A 17,672-nucleotide genomic window follows, 5' to 3' on the forward strand; every position below is an offset into this window, starting at 1 on the left:
TTGTAGCGGCGGCTCCACCGTCTCCACCACCGACGCCGGCGGCCACTCCCCCACCAGCGCACACCGACGTGCTCGCCGACGTGCTCCGTGCTGGGCAGGGGAGGCACGGAAACCCCGAGTTTCCGCCGAGTAGTCACCGGGAAGTCCCCCTCCACTCGACTGCCGGCGCAACTACTTGACCGCTTCGCAGCGACGGGACGGGTCAGGCCCGCGAGGAGTGGTCTACGAGCTTGTCCCCCGGTCCGGGCCGTGTCGGTCAGACCGTGAGGGCCCCTAGCGACGCACGTGGAGTCGGGTGGCCGAAGAGCTCGAGCGCACCCGTCCACGATTCCGCTGCCCAATTCGGTGGGGTGCACGATGAAGGCGCCGATAGGCGGCGGCAAGACTCGCCCTTGCCTCGGCGTTGGAGGGCCGCCAACTCATCCGTGCTGGGTGAGCTGCGACGCGGCGGCTCCTGGTTACCGTCGGGCCCGCGGACCTTGTTCCGTCAGGGCCGGCGACGACGAGGGAGAGCACCCACCGTGAGCGAGACCGTGAAGCCCGATGGCTACAACACACCCGTGCCGGCCAAGATCTTCACGCCGGACAAGGTCGAGACCCGCATCGGCACCCTTGAGTTCGACGACGGCCTCCCCACCCAAGCGACCGCGCAGATCCTCTTCGACCATCTTGACTTCCTACGCGGTGTCGAGGCGTTCCTCACCTGCGTGCCCGCTGCGTCGGTGGAGGCAATGCGCCTCGGCATGGAGGAAGTAGGAATCACTGCCTCCCACCAGGTCGGGATCGCCGATCAGCTGTTGGACTCGAACCCGCTGTTCCTGACGGGAAACACCGACACCGTCTACGTCTCGGGCATCCTCGACCTCGAGCGCGACGGCCCCACGGTCGTGGAGATCCCACCCGGCTGCGGTCCGACCACCGTGAACGACGCCTGGTTCCGGTTCGTCACCGACATGGGTCGCCCGGGGCCTGATCGTGGGCAGGGCGGCAAGTACCTGATCGTTCCCGCCGGGTACGACGGGCCCGTCCCCGATGGTCACTTCGTCGCCGAGACACGGTCCCGAATCAACTGGCTGATCATGCGGGGACTCCTGGTCGACGGCAGACCCGATGCGCCGACCAAGAACTTCCACGACGGACTCCGCGTGTACCCGCTCGCACAGGCGGACGCTCCGCCGGAGATGGAGTTCATCTCCCTCGGCGGCCGGGAGTTCAACACCATCCACGCCAACGACGTGTCGTTCTACGACGAGCTGGACGCGGTCATCCAGCGTGAACCCCTCGAGGTCATCGACGACGAGACCCGAGGGCTACTTGCTGCCATCGGGATCATCAAGGGACGCCCGTTCGCGCCCGATGACCGGATGCGCGCACTGCTCACCGACGCCGTCGCGGTAGCCAACGGCACCGCCCGCGCCATCGCGTTCAAAACCCGCGACCCCGAGGCGTACAAGTACCCGGGCAGCAAGTGGAAGAGCGCGTTCATCGGCGACGACTACCGCTGGCTCATCGACGACGGCATCGGAGGACGCAACCTCGACGCCCGAACCCTGTTCTTCTACCTCGCGACCGTCAACACGCCAGCCATGGCCCTGAAAATCCCCGGCGTCGGATCGCAGTACGCCTTCACCGAGCACGACACCACCGGCGAATACCTCGACGGAGCGAAGGACTACGAGCTCACCCTCCCACCAGACGTCCCAGCCAAAGACTTCTGGTCGATCGTGCTCTACGACACCCAAACCAGGTCAGAACTACAAACCGGGCAACCCTTCCCCAGCAAGAACAACACCCGCGACCCACTCGTTGCCAACCCCGACGGCTCGCTCACCCTCACCTTCGGACCGACCCCGCCAACCCATAACCCCGGCAACTGGACCCAGACCGTCCCCGGCAAGAAGTGGTTCACCATCCTGCGGCTCTACGGCCCCCTCGAGCCCTGGTTCGACAACACCTGGATGCCCGGCGACATCGAACCGGTCCACGTCCCCTAGCAACTGCCCGAGGAAGGCCGACCGCCGCGGCACCCCACTCGTCAGGCACTGCGCTTCAGCACCGCGCCGACTGGCGGCGAAAAAACGCAGGTTGATCAGCTGAATTTGGCGTCAACGGGCGTGCTCGCGGCGCTCACATCCTAGGGCGTGAGCGTGTCTCGCCCGAAGGAAGACGTCGACGAGCACGCGGCCAGGCAGCACCGGGTCCGCGAGATGGCTTGCGCCTCGTCGCGGAACGGGGTTCGTGCCTTGACCAGGTAGACGCCGGGCGAGCCCACAAATGCAGCGAGACGGAGCCGCCACACCCCTCCTGTCCCAGCAGCACCGCGACTTGCGCAACTGTCACCGCCCCGTAACCAAACGGAGATCACAGCCCATTCCCGGCACCCTGACATCACGAATACGGTTGTCATCCGGGACCACGCGCACCTCAACCCGGAGGTCACGCGAAGGCCGGGGATTGGACCTACCCATGATCCAACCTTCGACCCCGTGCAGGCGCCTCACTGCCGCTCTCACGGCCACCCTCGTCCTCGTCCTCGGCACCGTCCTCGCTGCGTCGCCAGCGGCCGCCGAGAACCCCACTTACACCCTTTCCTTCACCGCTGGGCTCGGCGCCTACCCGCGCACCGCACCGGCCTATACGGCCCGCACTGGGACCGCCGTCCCCGAAGGAACCACCATCTCCGCCGTCTGCTGGTCCAACGGCGAAGCCATCACCAATTACGACGACTACACCTCCACCACATGGATCCAAGACACCGCCGGATACTTCTGGGCAGAATCCTGGCTCGACACCGGTGGATACGGACCGCCACCCGAACTCGGTCAGTGCGGCACCGCCCCACCAGCCACAATCACTACCACCGAACCTGCACCTGCCTTCGACCGTGACACCGCCGCCACGTGGGCCCTCACCAACGCGATGGCCGCACAACCCGTCGGCGCCAGCGGGTGCACCTGGTTTGTCTCCCAAGCCCTCTGGGCCGCCGGACTTCCCCAAGACGACACTTGGAACAACACCACCCGACACGGCAGATTCGGCTGGCTTCCCGGCAGCGTCACCGCATGGGTCGCCCCCGATCTCATCGACCACCTCACCGCCACCCAAGACGTGAGCATTTACGACCTGAACTTCACAACCAACGCCGTCCCCGAAGCCGCACCCGGCGATGTCATTTCCTACGACTGGGAAGGCGACGGCACCACCGACCACCTCGCCCTCGTCGTGGGCGTCGATTCCGACTACTACCCCCTGGTCGCCGAATGGGGCACCTCCCCCAACGGGCTCTTCTCCTCTTACGACCATCGAGGCTGGACCTACTCCGAGAACAGCCAAGACTGGCTCCAGGCCTCCTACCCCGCCGTAGCCGCCCAACTCATCCACTTCAACAACGCCTGACCCACGCATTGGAAGTGGCCGACCACCTTCAAGCGGTGGTCGGCCCCTTCTCGCGGGCGACACGAGTCATACAACGCAGACCGCGCGACCGCGCTCGGCCGCCCGGCACGGCGCACCACTGAAGTGTGCATGCCATGGAGCAGGCGCGGCCGTGCTGCTGCCCGCTCTTGGGGGAGGCCCGGACCGCATCTCCGCATGTCCGGATGATCGAAGTGCACCGACAGGCGGCGAAATGGGCAGGCAGCGCTCAGGGCGATCGGACTTCGGCACGTAGACCCGCAGCTGGATGCCCTCGTGCTCCTCGAGCTCGTCGCTGGCCACAGGTGACTGAGCCACCGCCGACGTCCTCGAAAGGCATCGGGTCGCCGAGAGCGGGAAAGTACGAGATCTGGCCGCCCCAGGTCTCCGCGCAGAAGCACGTTCGGCTTGTGGGCATGCAGAGTCTCTAAGATTCGCGCTGCTGACCCACGACGATGACAGGCGGCGGAGTGACGCACTCACTGCAGAAGATCTGGACGACCGCGCAAGTCTGACTAGACCCGGTCCGCACGGACGGCTTGGTCTATGCGGCGCGGTCGATGCCCAGCGCGCGGCGCAGTTGGTGCTGGTTGAAAGGCTGGCCGAATACTGACGAGCCCGCTTCGAGCATGTCGCTGTCCTCGAGGCTGCGGAGCGTGACTGGGTCGAACCCGAGGTCGTCCATAAACTCTGCAACCGTCTCGACGGCGCGGGGGTCGTCGCCTGCGACGGCGAGGGCGACGCGGTCGGTGGCTCCGGCGGGACGGGGCAGTTCTTGGAGCTGGTGGTAGCCGAGGTGGTTGAAGGTCTTCACCAGCCGTGCGGTCGGCGGGAGGGCGTCGCGCACGATGGTGCTGGTGGGCCGGTGGGTGTGCTGGAACTCGGGCAGGGTGCCGTCGATGGGCGGCCAGTAGTTCATGGCGTCGATGACGATGCGACCTGCCATGGCCGCGAGCGGGAGCTCGCGGAAGCGTCGCAGGGGTACGGCGATGACGAGCACGTCGGCGAGGCCGGGCAGGTCGTCACCGTCGGCGGGGAGAGCGGCGGGCGCGAAGAAGCGGGTGATACCAGCGGTGTCCGCGGTGGTGCCCGAGGACGCGATGTGGACGGTGTAGCCGGCGTCGACGGCCAGTCGGGCGAGGGCGATGCCGACCTTGCCGGCACCGAAGATGCCGATGACGGGTCGAGGTGTGGTGCTCATCGGAGTCCTGTCGCGTAGTTGAAGTGAGGGGGTGGGTGTGGAGGAGGCGCCGGAGGCGCCTCCTCCGCAGTGGTCAGACCCAGGAGCGCATGGTGGTCTCGAGGGACTCGGTGGGGTGGCCGATGAGGCGCGCGAGGTCACCGGGGGTGGGTGCGAGGGCGTCCTGGCGCATGTCGCCGTGCAGGGCGACCATGAACTCGGCGGTGGGCTCGTCGAGGCCGAAGCCGAGGAGCTGCTCGTGCTCCTGCTCCGGGGTGAGCGCCTGGTACGTCACGGGCTGGTCGAGGACCTCTTGGGCGGTGGCGGCGAAGTCGGCGTACGTCCAGGCGGTGTCGCCGGACAGCTCGTAGGCCTGGGCTTCGTGGCCGGTGCCGGTGAGCACGGCGGCGGCGGCTTCGGCGTAGTCCTTGCGGGTGGCGGTGGCGAGACGGCCGTCGGCGACGCTGTTGGCGATGACGCCGTGCTCGCGTGCGGCGGTGAACTCCTGGGCGTGGTTCTCGGTGTACCAGCCGTTGCGCAGGAACGTCGCCGGGACACCGGAGGCGCTGACGAGCTCCTCGGTGGCCTTGTGCTCAGCCGCCAGTCCCAGGATGGTGGTCGGTGCCTGCAACGCGGAGGTGTAGACGAGGTGCCCGACGCCGGCCTTGCGGGCGGCGTCGATGGCGTTGCCACGCGGTCCGAGGGCCTGGCCAGGAGCGCCGACGGAGATGAGCAGCAGCTTGTCGACGCCGTCGAGCTGTGCGGCGGTGGCGTCGACGTCGTCGTCGAGGTCAAGGGTGGCGGTGCGGAGGCCGCGGTCGGCGTAGGCCTGGAGCTTGTCGGTGTTGCGGCCGAGGGCGAGGATGTCGCTGGCCGGGGCGCCGCGGTCGAGGAGTGCGTCGATGGCGAGGGCGCCGAGCTGGCCGGTGGCGCCGATGATGGCGATGGTCATGAGGGTCTGAGTCCTTCTGGCTATGGGGTGGCTGCGCGTGCCGGTGTCAGTTGCTGGGTGTCAGTTGCTGATGGCGGGCGCGCGGCGGACATAGGTGGTGTCGTCGACCTGGGCGGCGGTGAACGCCGCGATGTCAGCGCGAGGCACGGCGAAGCCGAGCTTGTCGGTGCCGAAGAACCCGACGCGCAGCTTGTCCTGCTTGGGGGTGTCCTTCGGGGCGATGAACCGGACGATGGTCCAGTCGAGGTCGGATGCCTTGACGGGGTCGGTCATGCCGTGGATCTCGTCGTAGGCGCGGCGCATGAAGGTGCGGGGCATGAACCCGATGAGGCGGGTGACGGGGGTGGGCTTCTCCTGCGGGTCGAGGACGGCGGGGGTGGCGTGGCCGATGTAGCGGGTCACGCCGTGGCGCTTCATCGCATCCAGGATGTGCTGGGTGCCCTCGACGAGCGGCAGGCCGGTGGCCTTGCGGTCCATGCTCGGGCCCAGGGCGCTGACGACTGCGTCGGCGCCGGTGACGGCGGTGTCGATGGCGGCGGCGTCCGACATCTCGCCGATGACGACGCGGACCCGGTCGCCCCAGCTGGTGGGGACCTTGGCGGCGTTGCGGGCATACGCGGTGACGGTGTGGCCGCGCTCGAGGAGCTCGGTAACGGTGAGGGAGCCGATGGCGCCGGTGGCGCCGAAGACGGTGACGTTCATGCGGATGGTTCTCCTGGCGGAGTCAGGGAGGTGGCGTTGGACTGAGGTTCGAGAGGTCGTGGCGCGGGCCGCCAGGCGTGTTCTGGCCGGCCCGCGCGGTGGTGTGGCGGGGGGTCAGCGGGTGACGAGGACCTTGCCGAGGGTGCCGTCGGCGAAGAGGGCGAAGGCCTCGTGGGCGCGGTCGAGCGGGACGGATGCTTCGACGTTGACGCGCAGGTTGCCCTGAGCGACGTGGTCGAGCAGGACGGCGAGCTTGTCGGCGGTCGCGGCGGCCATGATGGGCGCGAGGGTGACGTCGTCGCGGCCGAGCTGCTCGGCGGTGGCGCCGAGGGTGGTGGCAACGGCGCCGCCCTCGCGGAGGGTCTGCCCGATGGCCGCGGCGTCGCCGGCGAAGTGCAGGGCCCTGTCGACGCCCTCGGGAGCGTGCTCGCGCACGGCGGCCGCGACGTCGCCGGCGTAGTCGACGGTGTGGGTCGCGCCGAGGCCGCGGACGTACTCGTCCTCGGCGCCGGGGCGGGCCGTGGCGATGACGGTCGCTCCGGCGGCCAGGGCGAGCTGGAGGGCGATGGAGCCGACGCCGCCGGTGGCGCCGGAGACGAGGACGACGTCGCCGGCCTGTACGTCGAGCGCTGCGATGGCGTCGTGGGCGGCGATGCCGGCCAGGCCGATGACGGCGGCGTCGGTGACGCGCACGCCCTCGGGGACCTTGGTGACGGCGTCTGCGGTGACGGCGACGTGGTCGGCGAACGCGCCGGTGCGGGGGCCGAGGTACATGCCGGGGATGACGCCAGCGACGCGGTCACCGACCGCCACAGTGTGCACTCCGTCGCCGACGGCGGACACGGTGCCGACGAAGTCGCGGCCCAGGACGACGGGGAACTCGTGGGGCAGCATGTCGAAGACGTAGCCCGCGGCCACGGAGAGGTCGAAGCCGTTGACCGAGGCGGCCTCGACGTCGACGAGGACCTCACCGGCGCCCGCGTCGGGGTTGGGCAGGTCGGACGGGGTGGGCTGGGTGTCGCGTGCGGTGAGGGCGTAGGCCTTCATGGGGTTCCTCTTGGTTTGTGGGTGCTGGTGGGGTGCTGTTCGGATGGATGCGTGGGGCTGGCCGGGTCAGGCGGTGACGATGCGGAGCACGAGCACCGCGATGGACAGCGCGAGCGGGACCAGCGGCATGGCGACGCCCTTGGTGTCGCGTACGCGCAGGTGGCCGATGACGGCGCCGACGAAGTAGGCGGTCAGGCCGGCGGAGGCGGCGACGCCGAGAGGGGCGTTCCACAGGCCGGCGACGATGCCGACGGCGCCGGCGATCTCAAGGCCCGCGAGGACCGGCAGGGCGGTCATCGGGACGCCGACGGTGCCGTGGATGGTGGTGACGACCTGCTCGTTCTTGCGGAGCTTCATGACCGCGGAGTTCACGGCGATGAGGGCGAGCAGGGCGGTGGTGATGACGAGCGCGATGAACACGGGTTCTCCTGTTGCGTGACACGGGGAGGCGGCGTCGGGTCGACGTCGCGTGAGGGTGTGCGGACCTTGGCCGGGCGGCGAGGTCTTGGGTCGTGCGGTCTGAATGCGGCGGTGCTGTGGGGATCTGGCTACTGGCCGAGCTCCTTGCGGACCTGCGGGAGGACCTCGGTGCCGAGGAGCTCGATGCTCTTGAGGTAGTCGGCGTGCGGCATGCCGCCGACGTCCATCTGGAGGATCTGGCGGTCGTGGCCGAGCAGCTGGTGCAGGTGCAGGATGCGGTCGGTGACCTCGTCGGGGCTGCCGGCGAAGACCATCCCGCCGGGCTCCATCGCTGCCTCGCGACCGGAGGGGGCCATGCCGGGTCGGCCGACCTCGGCGGCGCCGGTGGCGAACATCTTCAGTTCGTGGTCGAGGTAGGTGGCCTTGGCGGCGGCGTTGTCGGTTCCGACGAACCCGTGGACGGCGACGGCAATGCCGGCGTCCTGAGTCGGGTGGCCGATCTCGGCCCAGGCGTTGCGGTAGGCGTGGCCGTACTGGGCCCAGTGCTGCGGGGTGCCGCCCAGGATGCCGAGGAACATGGGGACGCCGAGCTCGACGGCCCGGCCGACCGAGCTGGGGCTGCCGCCGGTGCCGAGCCAGATCCGCAGCGGCTGCTCCGGGCGGGGCACGATGAGCGCATCGGTGAGCGGGCGCTTGCGGTGCGGGCCGTCCCAGGTGAGGCGCTCGTTGGCGTTGAGGGCAAGGAGCATCTCGAACTTCGACGCGTACAGCAGGTCGTAGTCGCCCTCGTCGTAGTCGAAGAGCGGGAACGTGATGGACGACGAGCCGCGCCCGGCGACCGCCTCGACGCGACCCGGGGCCAGAGCAGATGCGGTGGCGAGCTGCTGGAAGACCCGCACCGGGTCATCCGTCGAGAGCACCGTGACGGTGGTGCCGAGCTTGATGCGCTGCGTGGACGCCGCGGCGGCGACGACCATCGACGTCGGCGAGGACAGGGGCATGGAGGCGGTGTGGTGCTCGCCGAAGCCGAAGAAGTCCAGGCCGACCTCCTCGGCCAGGTGCACGGCCTCGAGGGCCTCGCGGATGGCTTGCGCGGTCGGGCCGTAGCCGCCGGAGTCGCCCTGGGCGGTGCGGGGGGTGTTGCCGAACGTGTAGACGCCGAGCTCGAAGCTCATCTCAGTTGTCCTTCTCAGAAGCGGAACGTGTGCTGGTCTTTGCGGTGCTGGCAGGTGAGGTCTGGGGGCAAACGGGCTCCTTGCTGCCCTTGGTGCTCTTGCTGCCCTTGGTCTTACGGGTGCTGGCGCCGAGGCGGTGCTCGCTGTTGCGTCGCATCGCCTCTTCGGTGTCCGGTGCGCCGGGTGCAACCGGGCCGTCGGTGGCGGCGGTGGCGCGCAGGCCGTCGAGCAGGACGTGCAGGAGCCGGGCGGACGCCTGCTCGGAGATGCCGTGGGTGCGCTCGACGAGGCCGGCGTTGGCCATCAGGAGCAGGACGACGTCCTGGGTGGTGAAGTCGTCGCGCAGCACACCCGCGGTGCGGGCCCGGGCGATGAGCTTCACCAGCCCCTTGAACGCGCGCGCCCGGACGGCCTCGATCTCTGGGGCGCGAGTGACGTCCATCGTGACGAGGTCGGCGATGCCGCGATCGCGGGTCTGCATCGCGCCGACCGCGGTGACGTAGGAGGCGAACCCATCCCACGGGTCAGGGTTCGCGAGTGCGGCCTCGACGGCGTCGAGCTCTTCGACCATGCGCTCGGCGAACACCGCCTCGATGAGGTCACCGCGCGTGGGGAAGCGCCGGTACAGCGTCGCGTTCCCAGTGCCAGCGAGGCGGGCGATGTCGTCCAGCGGGGCGTCGAGGCCCTGCTCGGCGAAAACCGTGCGCGCGGCCTCGACGATGGCGGCCCGGTTGCGGGCGGCGTCTGCTCTCAGCTCCATGGTCATCAGAACCTACGCCAAGTGGGGAACATTCCCCATTTCTTGGAATTGTTGCGAGAGTGGACCCAGATGCCCGTTCCCGAGCCCCTGGAGAGCCCCATGTCAGATGCGCGCGCCGATGCCGCGACCTACCTCGAGGCGCTCCGCGGCTCCATTGACCGGCTCCGGGAACTGGCGGACCGTTTCGACGACGACACGTTGACGCAGCCCGCGTACCCGAGCGAGTGGAGCGTGGCCGACGTGCTGTCCCACCTCGGCTCAGGGGCCGTCATCACCACCCGCAGGCTGTAGGACGCCATCGACGGTGCGGACACACCCGAGGACTTCGCGCCCAGCGTCTGGGACGAGTGGAACAGCAAGGCTCCGGCTCAGCAGCGCCGCGACGCCCTCTCGGCTGACGCCCAGCTGTCGGAGGCCCTCGAGGCGGTGTCGGGCCAGGACCGTGAGCGCGTCACGTTCGCGATGGGACCGATGACGCTGACCTTCGCTGACTTCGTGGCGATGCGACTCAACGAGCACGCGTTCCACACCTGGGACATCGAGGTAGTCCACGACCCGGCCGCCGTCCTGCCGCCCACGTCGGCAGAGGTCGTGGCCGACCACCTCGAGCTGGTCGCCCGCTTCACCGCCCAGCCCGCCGGCGAGCAGCGCACCGTCCGGGTCAACACCACCCAACCGGTCAGGTCGTTCGTCATCGAGCTGGAACCTGAGGCGGCTGCCTTCAGGCCCGTCGACGCGCATGACGGACCCGTCGACCTCGAACTTCCTGCTGAGGCGCTCGCCCGCCTCGTCTACGGTCGGCTCGACGCCGCCCACACTCCGCCAACCGTCAGCGACGCCAACTCCCGCGACGCCCTGCGACATGTGTTCCCCGGGCCCTGACGCATACCGTCGCGGCGCCCCTCGCCGTCAGATCCGGATGTCGCGTGGCGCCGACAGGCGGCGGAATGACGCATCCGCGTCACCGCTCCCTGAAGGCTCCGCGCTCCCACCAGTCGATCGCCGGGTCCTCCCGTATGTACCGTGCGGCCACCTCGACGTTGCCTAGGGTGCAGTACTTCCAGAGCTCTTTCGCCGCTCGGGAGTACTGGAACAGCACGCGGTCCATATCGAATGGGTCGAGATCACCGTCGCGGAATTGATCAATCGCGCCGGCGACGTGTGTGACGAGTTCGGCGAGGTTTGCCTCGTGGTAGGCGGCCACTTGTTGGCGTGCTAGTTGACGCGCTGCCTTCTCGGACACCTACTCAGGCTAGTGCGACTCCTTCGAGAGCGTCGCACTCATCGCGGCAGATCCGGACACGACGGACGTGTAGCGACTAGCTTGCGGCCATGGGCGCAGACATAACCGATCAGCGGGACCAACCGATGGCGACGTTGCTCTCGATGATCGGTGCTGTCTTCACACTCGGTTACATGGCGCCGTGGATGGTTGCGGCAGCACGTGGCAAGTCCAACCACATGGAGGTCTTCTGGCTCAACCTGCTCCTGGGATGGACCGTCGTCGGCTGGATCGTTGCCATGGTCAAGGCCGCTGCGCCGCACAACGCCGTCCCCGCCTCACGCTCAGCGGTCGCCTAGTCACGTCACTCGCTCATCGGCAGTTGCGCTCACTACCAGCGGCAGACCCGGACGGCCGATGCGGTCAGGCTCCGAGCCGCACGCGGGCGCGCTCTGCGGCTGCACGAACGCGGGCAGACGAATCCTTCTCAAGCCTTGCAACGATCGCGGCCGCCTCGCCGATCTTGTTGCGAGCCACCACCTTGAGTCCCATCTCACGCACTCGCCAAGCATCATCATCCAGGACGGAGATGACGGCCGGGACAGCGACCTCGTCCCAGTTCCAGAGCAGCCCCCGAGCCGCCCACACCTTGAGCCAGTACGTCGGCCCACTCGCTTCGCCACTCTTGGCCCACCTAGCCGGTGGACCCCCCAGCGCGACGATCAGATCCGGGTCTGCTCCGCGGTCGATGAGCAAGTCAACGCATCCATCCACCACAGCGCGCTCCCCACGGCGTGCGCATTCTTGCTCGATGCCTTTTCGTGGCGTCCACTTCGATGAGCGGTCCATCCGACCAGCCTAGGCTCGCCATCCTGCGTGGAGAGTCACCTCGACCCACGGCCTAGCAACAACCCGCATCTCGGCAGATCCGGACTTGCCCTACCGCCAGACAGTCCCGTCGGCGTCCGTCAGAACGTCGGTGTTCACGAGCATCGACCCCTCGGGGGAGACGATTGGGTTGCCACCTGTCGACCACATGGCTGCTGGCCGTCCGTCCGCCTCCCGCCAGCAATGTGGGCCGCGATGCTCGGCCGCCCGCAGACAAGTGGCGCCCGCGAGCCGTGGTCCTGGCTCAAACGGGAGGTGCGCAGCGCACACAGGGATCGCCACGACCTCACAGTAGTTCCTTGTCAATCGAATGCACGCTCACCGACATGTGCGCGCACTCGTCGCGGTATGAGCGGACGTTTCTGTCACCGGGACGACGTGTTGACCTCGCCCTTGTACAGGCTCAGCGACACCTCTTGTCCCTCGAAGCCCAGAGTGAGTCCGACAACTTCTTCAGCCTCGTTGAACACGGCTGTCCCAGAAACCAGTCGAGAACCGGCGAGGCCGACGAACGGCGGCTCGTCCGTCGCCGCACGCATGACCCATCGCCCGTCGTGGTCGTAGAGGTACTGGCCGATCCAGCCGTCATCGCCGGGCTCTGTGACTGACCAGAGGAGCGTCCAGTCGCTGGCTCCGTCCAAGTGCAAGCCGCGTCCATCCTCGAACCACATGTGGACCGAGCCGACCTCTTGATCGGCGAGCCGTCGTCCGACTGCCAAGCGAAGCGTTCGACAGCACGCAATCGCCGCCCCATGACTTCGTCCAGCATGTTCGCAGCCTGCCACCTGGAGTTGCCGCTCACCGGCAGATCCGTGCACTCATCCCGGCATGTGCGTGCGTTCGGTCTGTCATGCTCCGTCGCATGGCTGAGTCCATCACCGTCGCCATCGCCGACCTACGCTCTGCTCTGATCCGAGCCCTCGACGCCACTGAGGCTCGTCTCGGACCCGAGGTGTCGTTAGCCGTGGACTACTACTGGCACCTGCCAGTGGACGACGCGTTCGATCTGACCATCGAGCCATCGACGTTCACGGTCGGCCAGGTGAGCGACGACCTCGACGAGGTCGTGCACGACGAGCCGGACGGAATCCCAGAGGCGGCGTGGCACGACCTGTCGCACCTCATCGGGGTGCTCCGAGCCGTGGAGTTCACGGCGAGATCGTGACGCCCGCTCATCGACAGATCCGCGCACCATCGGCAGATCCGGACGTTCAGGATCGCTTGTCGGAGTCGGGGGAGCGCCTCTTCGCCTCTTGGTGTCGAAGCCGCCTCCGGAACTGCCCGCGGAACCGTCGCTGCGCCGTCTCGTTCGCGACGAATTGAGGGTCGGCCGAAGATTCGTAGTAGCCGTTCTCCGCTTCGTCGCGACCGCCGTCTTCGTCGACGAGGCGGCCGAGGGACTCGCGGCTCGGTGGTCCCCCATCGAGACGTTCGACCCACGGCTCCTTGGGCGAACTCATCCCCCAGTCTGCCCAACCAGAACGGCTGATCGGAAGATCTGCCGCCCTTAGCGAGGCAGATCCGGATGTGGGTTAGCGCACCGAGATGTGGCGATCCGGTCGAGCGCAGCACGCTTTGAACCCGCTGTGTCGCGGGCACTCGATGTCGACTGAGTTTGGGCAGTAGTAGAGGTCTGGGCAACCGCAGTCGTCGACCACGCGGGTCCAGGCGGCCTCGATCTCCGACTTGTAACCGTCCCGGCCCATCACAACGGTCAGAGTAATGCTGCTTCCGGACATCGGCAGATCTGGTAACTCACGGGCGGCGCCATCAAGCGGCGGTAAGACGCATGGAATGCGGCCAGCCCAGGCGTTTCCATCGCTAGCCTTGGAGGGTGGACCGTGAGGCGGACTTAATGCCCGGAGCACGCCGCTTCCGATCGAGGCGGTACCTCCTGCCGATTTCGCTGATCGTTGTCGTCCTCGGGGCATGCTCGGGTCCGGGCGCGCCAGGCACCGAGAAGACAGCTGCACCTGCCGTCTCTGATTCGGTGGGGGCTGCTCTCGCCGAGGCCGACGTGATGACATTGCCGCGGATTGCTGGGCTCCCGGCTCGTCGAGCGCGGCACACGTTAAGTGATATGGGCCTGACGGTCAGGCTTGTGAGCGTGCGCGGAAGCGCGTGCGTACGCCGCGGCGAGGTGCTGGAGCAGCGGCCGGCCTGGGGGAGCGACGTGGCCGCCGATGCCACGGTGACCTTGGTGGTCAACCGCCCTGCCAGGGCGAAGTGTGGGCTGGGGTTGTGGGAAACCAGCGATCTCTTACGTCGATCGGGTGGCAAGTTTGCCGCCTTTGCTCGCGGCGACTTGGCCGGACCGCCCGCCGACACCCCGATCACCCTGTTCCTCGGAGGAGTACGGCGCGGCGTCACACAGGAGCCGACGGACCGGTCGTCATGGCGTTTGTGCCCGCCAGCCAGCTCCTACGCCGGACGGGTCTGTCCGTTCTCAGCGGTAGAGGTGGTCTCGGATTGGCCTGGGCCCCTCGCCATCACCAGTGATCCCCCGACCCACGCGTGCGCCCACCCCGCGGCATTCGAAGCCCGCTCGGTTGGCGGCGTAGCGACCGTGACGCTGACTCCAGACGAGGAGCTGGACTGCTCGTCGTACTGGGCCGTCCAGCTCGCGGTCAACGACATGGGGCAGGTCGTGGCCTCAAACCTCGTCCTCGCGGAACCGTGACCAAAGCCCCAAGACTGCTTCGGAGTCCACGGCGCAATTGTCCGGACGTCGCCATCAGCGGTGTTGCGGTGACGCTGCCAGGCGGCGGATAGACGCACCTTAACGAACGGGAGGCCGCGTGGGCGTGCACTCCTGCTGTCGAATGCGAATTGAGCTCCGCGCCGCATCCGGAACAGCAATAGGTTGGTAACGCACGGCTGGACGAGCGACCTGGCGGTCTGGCTACCGGCGCATTCGTGTTCTCGGCGCCTCGCCGCGTGCCGTACCTGCCTCGGGTGTGGGACTCACATCCACGGTGTGTGATAGCCGAGGCAGTCGGCCGGCTTTTGTGTGGCGTAGACCGATGAGACGTCGACGAGGATTTTGCCCGACGGTGGAATCAGCTCGGGGTAGGCCGAGGAGCCACCGATGATGTTGCCGGCAGCGTCGTGGCAGACGACCTGCAGGGCCGAACCGTCGAGCGGCTCGGCGCTCGGGTTAGCGACGGTGAACTTCGCACCCCACGTGTTGGAGTACTCCGGCTGATAGACCTTGCCCGGAATCTCAGTCTGCCAGCCCTCAGGGTCGTACTCCTCAAAGGTGCCCTCGTCCTCGACCAGGACCGCTGCCTCAATCTTTGCGGCCTTCACGCGCTTCCCGAGGTCTACCTGCGTGGCGACCGGCACCTCCTGGTCGGCCCAGCTAAACGATGACACCTGACTTCCCGACGCGACCAGCTCGCCGGCCTCATCGAGCACGTTGAAGTTGACAGTCACCGTTTGCCCGCCGTGGTCGGAATCGTTGCGGACCAGCGCTGTCACCCACGCGTACTGACCTTGCTGCCCGAACCCAGACTCCACGATAGTTCCGTCGTCCACCTTTGCTTCCTCGCTCGTTTCGGCGGGCGTCTCCGAGGCGTCCGACGAGTCGGAGTCGGTCACGTCGGCATCTCCGCCACCACAGCCGGCCAACAGGAGCAAGAGGACGGCGGTCGCAAAGAACACGAGTGAGGTGCGCGTGCCGCTTGGGCCGGAGCGGGCGAAGGTCTCCCGAGTCATGCTGCTGACCCTACGACGAGACGCCGACACAATTGCCGATTCGACGGCTCTGGGTCTTGTCTGGGGTGTGGCAGCTCCGTCGTGCCGACGTGGTGCGCGAATCCTGCCTAGGCGCAACAGGTCGTCGCGATACTTGGATGCGGCGGAATGATGCGCCGCGCCGGGCGTACCTCGTCGTCCAGTTCGACTGACGCGTCGGTTGAACTTCTTTACTGTGTGGCCACCGACTCGCGACAAGCGAGCCTTCGCGAGGGACGTGGCGTGGCCGTACAGGGCAAGGTGTGGAACTTGGCTCCGACACCTAGGCAGCAGCTTGAGGCTGCAGACATGGACTTCGCATGGGTGTCAGGCTCTGGACTCCGAGCTCTGAGCGTGGGGTCTGCCGGGGTTGGATTGTTTGCTGGCGAGGCGGCCCGAATCGAGGCATGGCTCAACGTGGCGTCTCTCGAGACGCCCGGAAGACAGCAGGTCTCGATGAGTCTGCAATCGGGCGACGACCCCCTCGAGTTCACCTTCGCCCGCGCGAAGGAGCGCGACGAGTTCTTCGCAAGGATGCCTCCCGAAGAACGGGAACGACTACTGAGCAACAAGGGGTCAATCAGCGGGAGCTCCCATCGATCAGTGGCAGCAACTTCGGCCGCAGCGTCCAGCTCGATTGGCTCGATCTGGACGCTTCTCTGGTGCGGCGTCATGGCTCAGGTTGTCGGCGGGGTCGCTCTGGGCCTGTCCTGGCCCACGCTGAAGGTCGATGACCTTGGAGTGGCATCTGCCGACGGCAGCGGTCTTGGCCTGGCTTTGGGTTGGGCCATGATTGGAGGCGGGTCACTCGCCACGCTAACCGCCGTAATCGCCCTCGGGGTTCGGCTCGGCATACGCGCCGCTGCTGAGGATCGGGACAGTGGGCAGGGTGCTGGCAGTTAGACCTCACCCGGGGTTGCCCGTTGAATGGCGAATGACCGGGCGTTGACAAGCGGCGAAAAGACGCACCCATCGCGGCAGATCCGGGCGAGCGTAGCCGCCCTCGACGCGGCAGATCTGGATGTTCAACTCGTTCCGCAGGGTCGACGTGGTGGCTAGGGTCATGGCATGGGCACGGTGAGCGGCGTTCGATGCGTTCGTCTGCCTTCCTACGACTGCTGTGACGACGAGAACCAATCGGTCTGACGGCCGACCACTTGTGTCTGCCTGCTCTTCCGCCCGTCAATGTCCGCCTCCTCCTCGTCGGAGTCACAGCCATGCCCAAAGACATGTCATACCGCCACGTCTTCTTGTTGGTCTCCGCGACCGCCTGCTGGGGATGCGGAACAGTCCTCAGCAAGCAAGTCCTTGACCGTGGCGTTGCCCCGCTCACCCTGCTAGCCATCGAACTTCTCGCTAGTTCCCTGCTGCTCGCGGCGGGGGTCGTGGTGTTCAGGGCTCCCCTTCGCTGGTCGCCCAGCCTCGGCAGGCTCGCGCTTCTCGGCGTCCTCAATCCCGGGCTTGCCTACGCACTTGGGTTGCTGGGCCTGGTCAACATCAGCGCCAGCCTCTCGGTCCTGTTGTGGGCGACGGAACCGGTGCTCATCATGTTGCTCGCAGTGTTGATCCTTCGTGAACGGCTTGCAGCAGCTACCGTGACGGCCGTCGCCGTGGCCCTCGTCGGAGTCCTTCTGGTGGTGTATCGGCCGGGCGCCACTGGCGATGTCGCTGGGATCAGCCTCACCATGGGGGCCGTCCTGGCCTGCGCGATCTACACGGTGCTGACCCGCTGGCTCCTACTGGACGATGGTTCCCTACAGGTTGTGTTGGGTCAGCAGGTCGCGGCCCTCATCTTCGCGGTCGCAGCGGCGGCCACGAGTTGGGCGCTGGGCCTGTCGGTACTCGATTTCCCCACCGATGGGGCGACCTGGGCCCTGGCGGCTTCCTCCGGCGCGATCTACTACGGGCTCGCGTTCTGGTTCTACGTTGGCGGTCTGCGAGGCGTCCCCGCGTCGACAGCCGGGACCCTTCTGCCCTTGATCCCGGTGTTCGGGCTGGCTGCTGGCTATCTCGTGGGCGATCGGCTGCTGGAACGGCAGTGGCTCGGCGCAGCGTTGGTGGTCATCGCGACAGCCAGCGCCGCCGCGTATCACCTCACCCGCAAGCCCGCGGAACACGAACCGTCGTGAACCCTCCATAGGCCATGCGGCGAACGCTCCCTCATCGGAAGATCCGCT

Annotated in this window: 18 protein-coding genes and 1 pseudogene; 8 read left to right on the forward strand and 11 right to left on the reverse strand. The window is 67.6% G+C overall.

The window, feature by feature from the left end; all coding sequences use genetic code 11:
* Positions 1-521: 521 nt before the first annotated feature.
* Together ACFQW6_RS10105 and ACFQW6_RS10110 are read left to right on the forward strand one after the other, a co-directional pair.
* Complete coding sequence (locus tag ACFQW6_RS10105) at positions 522-1,994, forward strand: DUF1254 domain-containing protein (RefSeq protein WP_378544053.1); 1,473 nt, start codon at positions 522-524, stop codon at positions 1,992-1,994.
* 472 nt (positions 1,995-2,466) lie between these two features.
* Positions 2,467-3,396 carry an amidase domain-containing protein gene (locus tag ACFQW6_RS10110; RefSeq protein ID WP_378544056.1) on the forward strand — a complete coding sequence of 310 codons (930 nt, stop codon included), beginning with the start codon at positions 2,467-2,469 and terminating at the stop codon, positions 3,394-3,396.
* Between the two features lie 562 nt (positions 3,397-3,958).
* On the opposite strand, the gene ACFQW6_RS10115 is transcribed toward ACFQW6_RS10110, so the two are convergent.
* From ACFQW6_RS10115 to ACFQW6_RS10145, 7 genes are all read right to left on the reverse strand, one after another.
* The gene (locus ACFQW6_RS10115) at positions 3,959-4,615 is read right to left on the reverse strand and encodes an NADPH-dependent F420 reductase (RefSeq protein ID WP_378544059.1); all 657 of its coding nucleotides are present in this window, start codon (positions 4,613-4,615) and stop codon (positions 3,959-3,961) included.
* A 73-nt stretch (positions 4,616-4,688) separates the two neighbouring features.
* On the reverse strand, positions 4,689-5,546 hold the full coding sequence (locus ACFQW6_RS10120; protein ID WP_378544062.1) for an NAD(P)H-binding protein: 858 nt from the start codon (positions 5,544-5,546) through the stop codon (positions 4,689-4,691).
* A 60-nt stretch (positions 5,547-5,606) separates the two neighbouring features.
* A complete protein-coding gene (locus tag ACFQW6_RS10125) occupies positions 5,607-6,248 on the reverse strand; it encodes an NAD(P)-dependent oxidoreductase (RefSeq protein WP_378544065.1) in 642 nt (213 codons plus the stop codon).
* 114 nt (positions 6,249-6,362) lie between these two features.
* Positions 6,363-7,295 (reverse strand): NADP-dependent oxidoreductase, encoded by a 933-nt coding sequence (locus ACFQW6_RS10130; protein ID WP_378544068.1) that lies wholly within the window; start codon positions 7,293-7,295, stop codon positions 6,363-6,365.
* A gap of 66 nt (positions 7,296-7,361) precedes the next feature.
* Positions 7,362-7,715 carry a DoxX family protein gene (locus ACFQW6_RS10135; RefSeq protein WP_378544071.1) on the reverse strand — a complete coding sequence of 118 codons (354 nt, stop codon included), beginning with the start codon at positions 7,713-7,715 and terminating at the stop codon, positions 7,362-7,364.
* A 128-nt stretch (positions 7,716-7,843) separates the two neighbouring features.
* On the reverse strand, positions 7,844-8,890 hold the full coding sequence (locus tag ACFQW6_RS10140) for an LLM class flavin-dependent oxidoreductase (protein ID WP_378544074.1): 1,047 nt from the start codon (positions 8,888-8,890) through the stop codon (positions 7,844-7,846).
* Position 8,891: 1 nt separating this feature from the next.
* Positions 8,892-9,650 carry a TetR/AcrR family transcriptional regulator gene (locus ACFQW6_RS10145; RefSeq protein ID WP_378544077.1) on the reverse strand — a complete coding sequence of 253 codons (759 nt, stop codon included), beginning with the start codon at positions 9,648-9,650 and terminating at the stop codon, positions 8,892-8,894.
* Between the two features lie 99 nt (positions 9,651-9,749).
* On the opposite strand from ACFQW6_RS10145, the gene ACFQW6_RS10150 reads away from it, so the two are divergent.
* Together ACFQW6_RS10150 and ACFQW6_RS10155 are read left to right on the forward strand one after the other, a co-directional pair.
* Entirely contained in the window at positions 9,750-9,941 is a 192-nt protein-coding gene (locus ACFQW6_RS10150; protein WP_378544080.1) for a maleylpyruvate isomerase N-terminal domain-containing protein, read from the forward strand.
* A gap of 6 nt (positions 9,942-9,947) precedes the next feature.
* Positions 9,948-10,532, forward strand: coding sequence for a maleylpyruvate isomerase N-terminal domain-containing protein (locus tag ACFQW6_RS10155; protein WP_378547523.1), 585 nt, complete (start codon positions 9,948-9,950; stop codon positions 10,530-10,532).
* A gap of 79 nt (positions 10,533-10,611) precedes the next feature.
* Here ACFQW6_RS10155 and ACFQW6_RS10160 read toward each other — a convergent pair whose 3' ends face one another.
* The gene (locus tag ACFQW6_RS10160; RefSeq protein ID WP_378544083.1) at positions 10,612-10,893 is read right to left on the reverse strand and encodes a hypothetical protein; all 282 of its coding nucleotides are present in this window, start codon (positions 10,891-10,893) and stop codon (positions 10,612-10,614) included.
* A gap of 89 nt (positions 10,894-10,982) precedes the next feature.
* On the opposite strand from ACFQW6_RS10160, the gene ACFQW6_RS10165 reads away from it, so the two are divergent.
* Entirely contained in the window at positions 10,983-11,231 is a 249-nt protein-coding gene (locus ACFQW6_RS10165; RefSeq protein WP_378544085.1) for a superinfection immunity protein, read from the forward strand.
* A 64-nt stretch (positions 11,232-11,295) separates the two neighbouring features.
* Here the strand turns inward: ACFQW6_RS10165 and ACFQW6_RS10170 are convergent, their stop codons facing one another.
* Complete coding sequence (locus tag ACFQW6_RS10170) at positions 11,296-11,721, reverse strand: hypothetical protein (RefSeq protein ID WP_378544087.1); 426 nt, start codon at positions 11,719-11,721, stop codon at positions 11,296-11,298.
* 404 nt (positions 11,722-12,125) lie between these two features.
* A complete protein-coding gene (locus ACFQW6_RS10175) occupies positions 12,126-12,431 on the reverse strand; it encodes a hypothetical protein (RefSeq protein ID WP_378544090.1) in 306 nt (101 codons plus the stop codon).
* A 191-nt stretch (positions 12,432-12,622) separates the two neighbouring features.
* On the opposite strand from ACFQW6_RS10175, the gene ACFQW6_RS10180 reads away from it, so the two are divergent.
* Entirely contained in the window at positions 12,623-12,925 is a 303-nt protein-coding gene (locus ACFQW6_RS10180; protein ID WP_378544093.1) for a hypothetical protein, read from the forward strand.
* An 855-nt stretch (positions 12,926-13,780) separates the two neighbouring features.
* A pseudogene (locus ACFQW6_RS10185) lies at positions 13,781-13,957 on the forward strand (PASTA domain-containing protein); the annotation flags it as partial.
* Between the two features lie 767 nt (positions 13,958-14,724).
* Here the strand turns inward: ACFQW6_RS10185 and ACFQW6_RS10190 are convergent.
* Complete coding sequence (locus tag ACFQW6_RS10190; RefSeq protein WP_378544095.1) at positions 14,725-15,477, reverse strand: hypothetical protein; 753 nt, start codon at positions 15,475-15,477, stop codon at positions 14,725-14,727.
* Positions 15,478-16,712: 1,235 nt separating this feature from the next.
* Here ACFQW6_RS10190 and ACFQW6_RS10195 point away from each other — a divergent pair.
* The gene (locus ACFQW6_RS10195) at positions 16,713-17,624 is read left to right on the forward strand and encodes a DMT family transporter (protein ID WP_378544097.1); all 912 of its coding nucleotides are present in this window, start codon (positions 16,713-16,715) and stop codon (positions 17,622-17,624) included.
* The last annotated feature ends 48 nt before the right edge of the window (positions 17,625-17,672 follow it).

Origin of the sequence: Nocardioides sp. GCM10028917, from assembly GCF_042666175.1 — a bacterium.
Lineage (GTDB): Bacteria > Actinomycetota > Actinomycetes > Propionibacteriales > Nocardioidaceae > Nocardioides.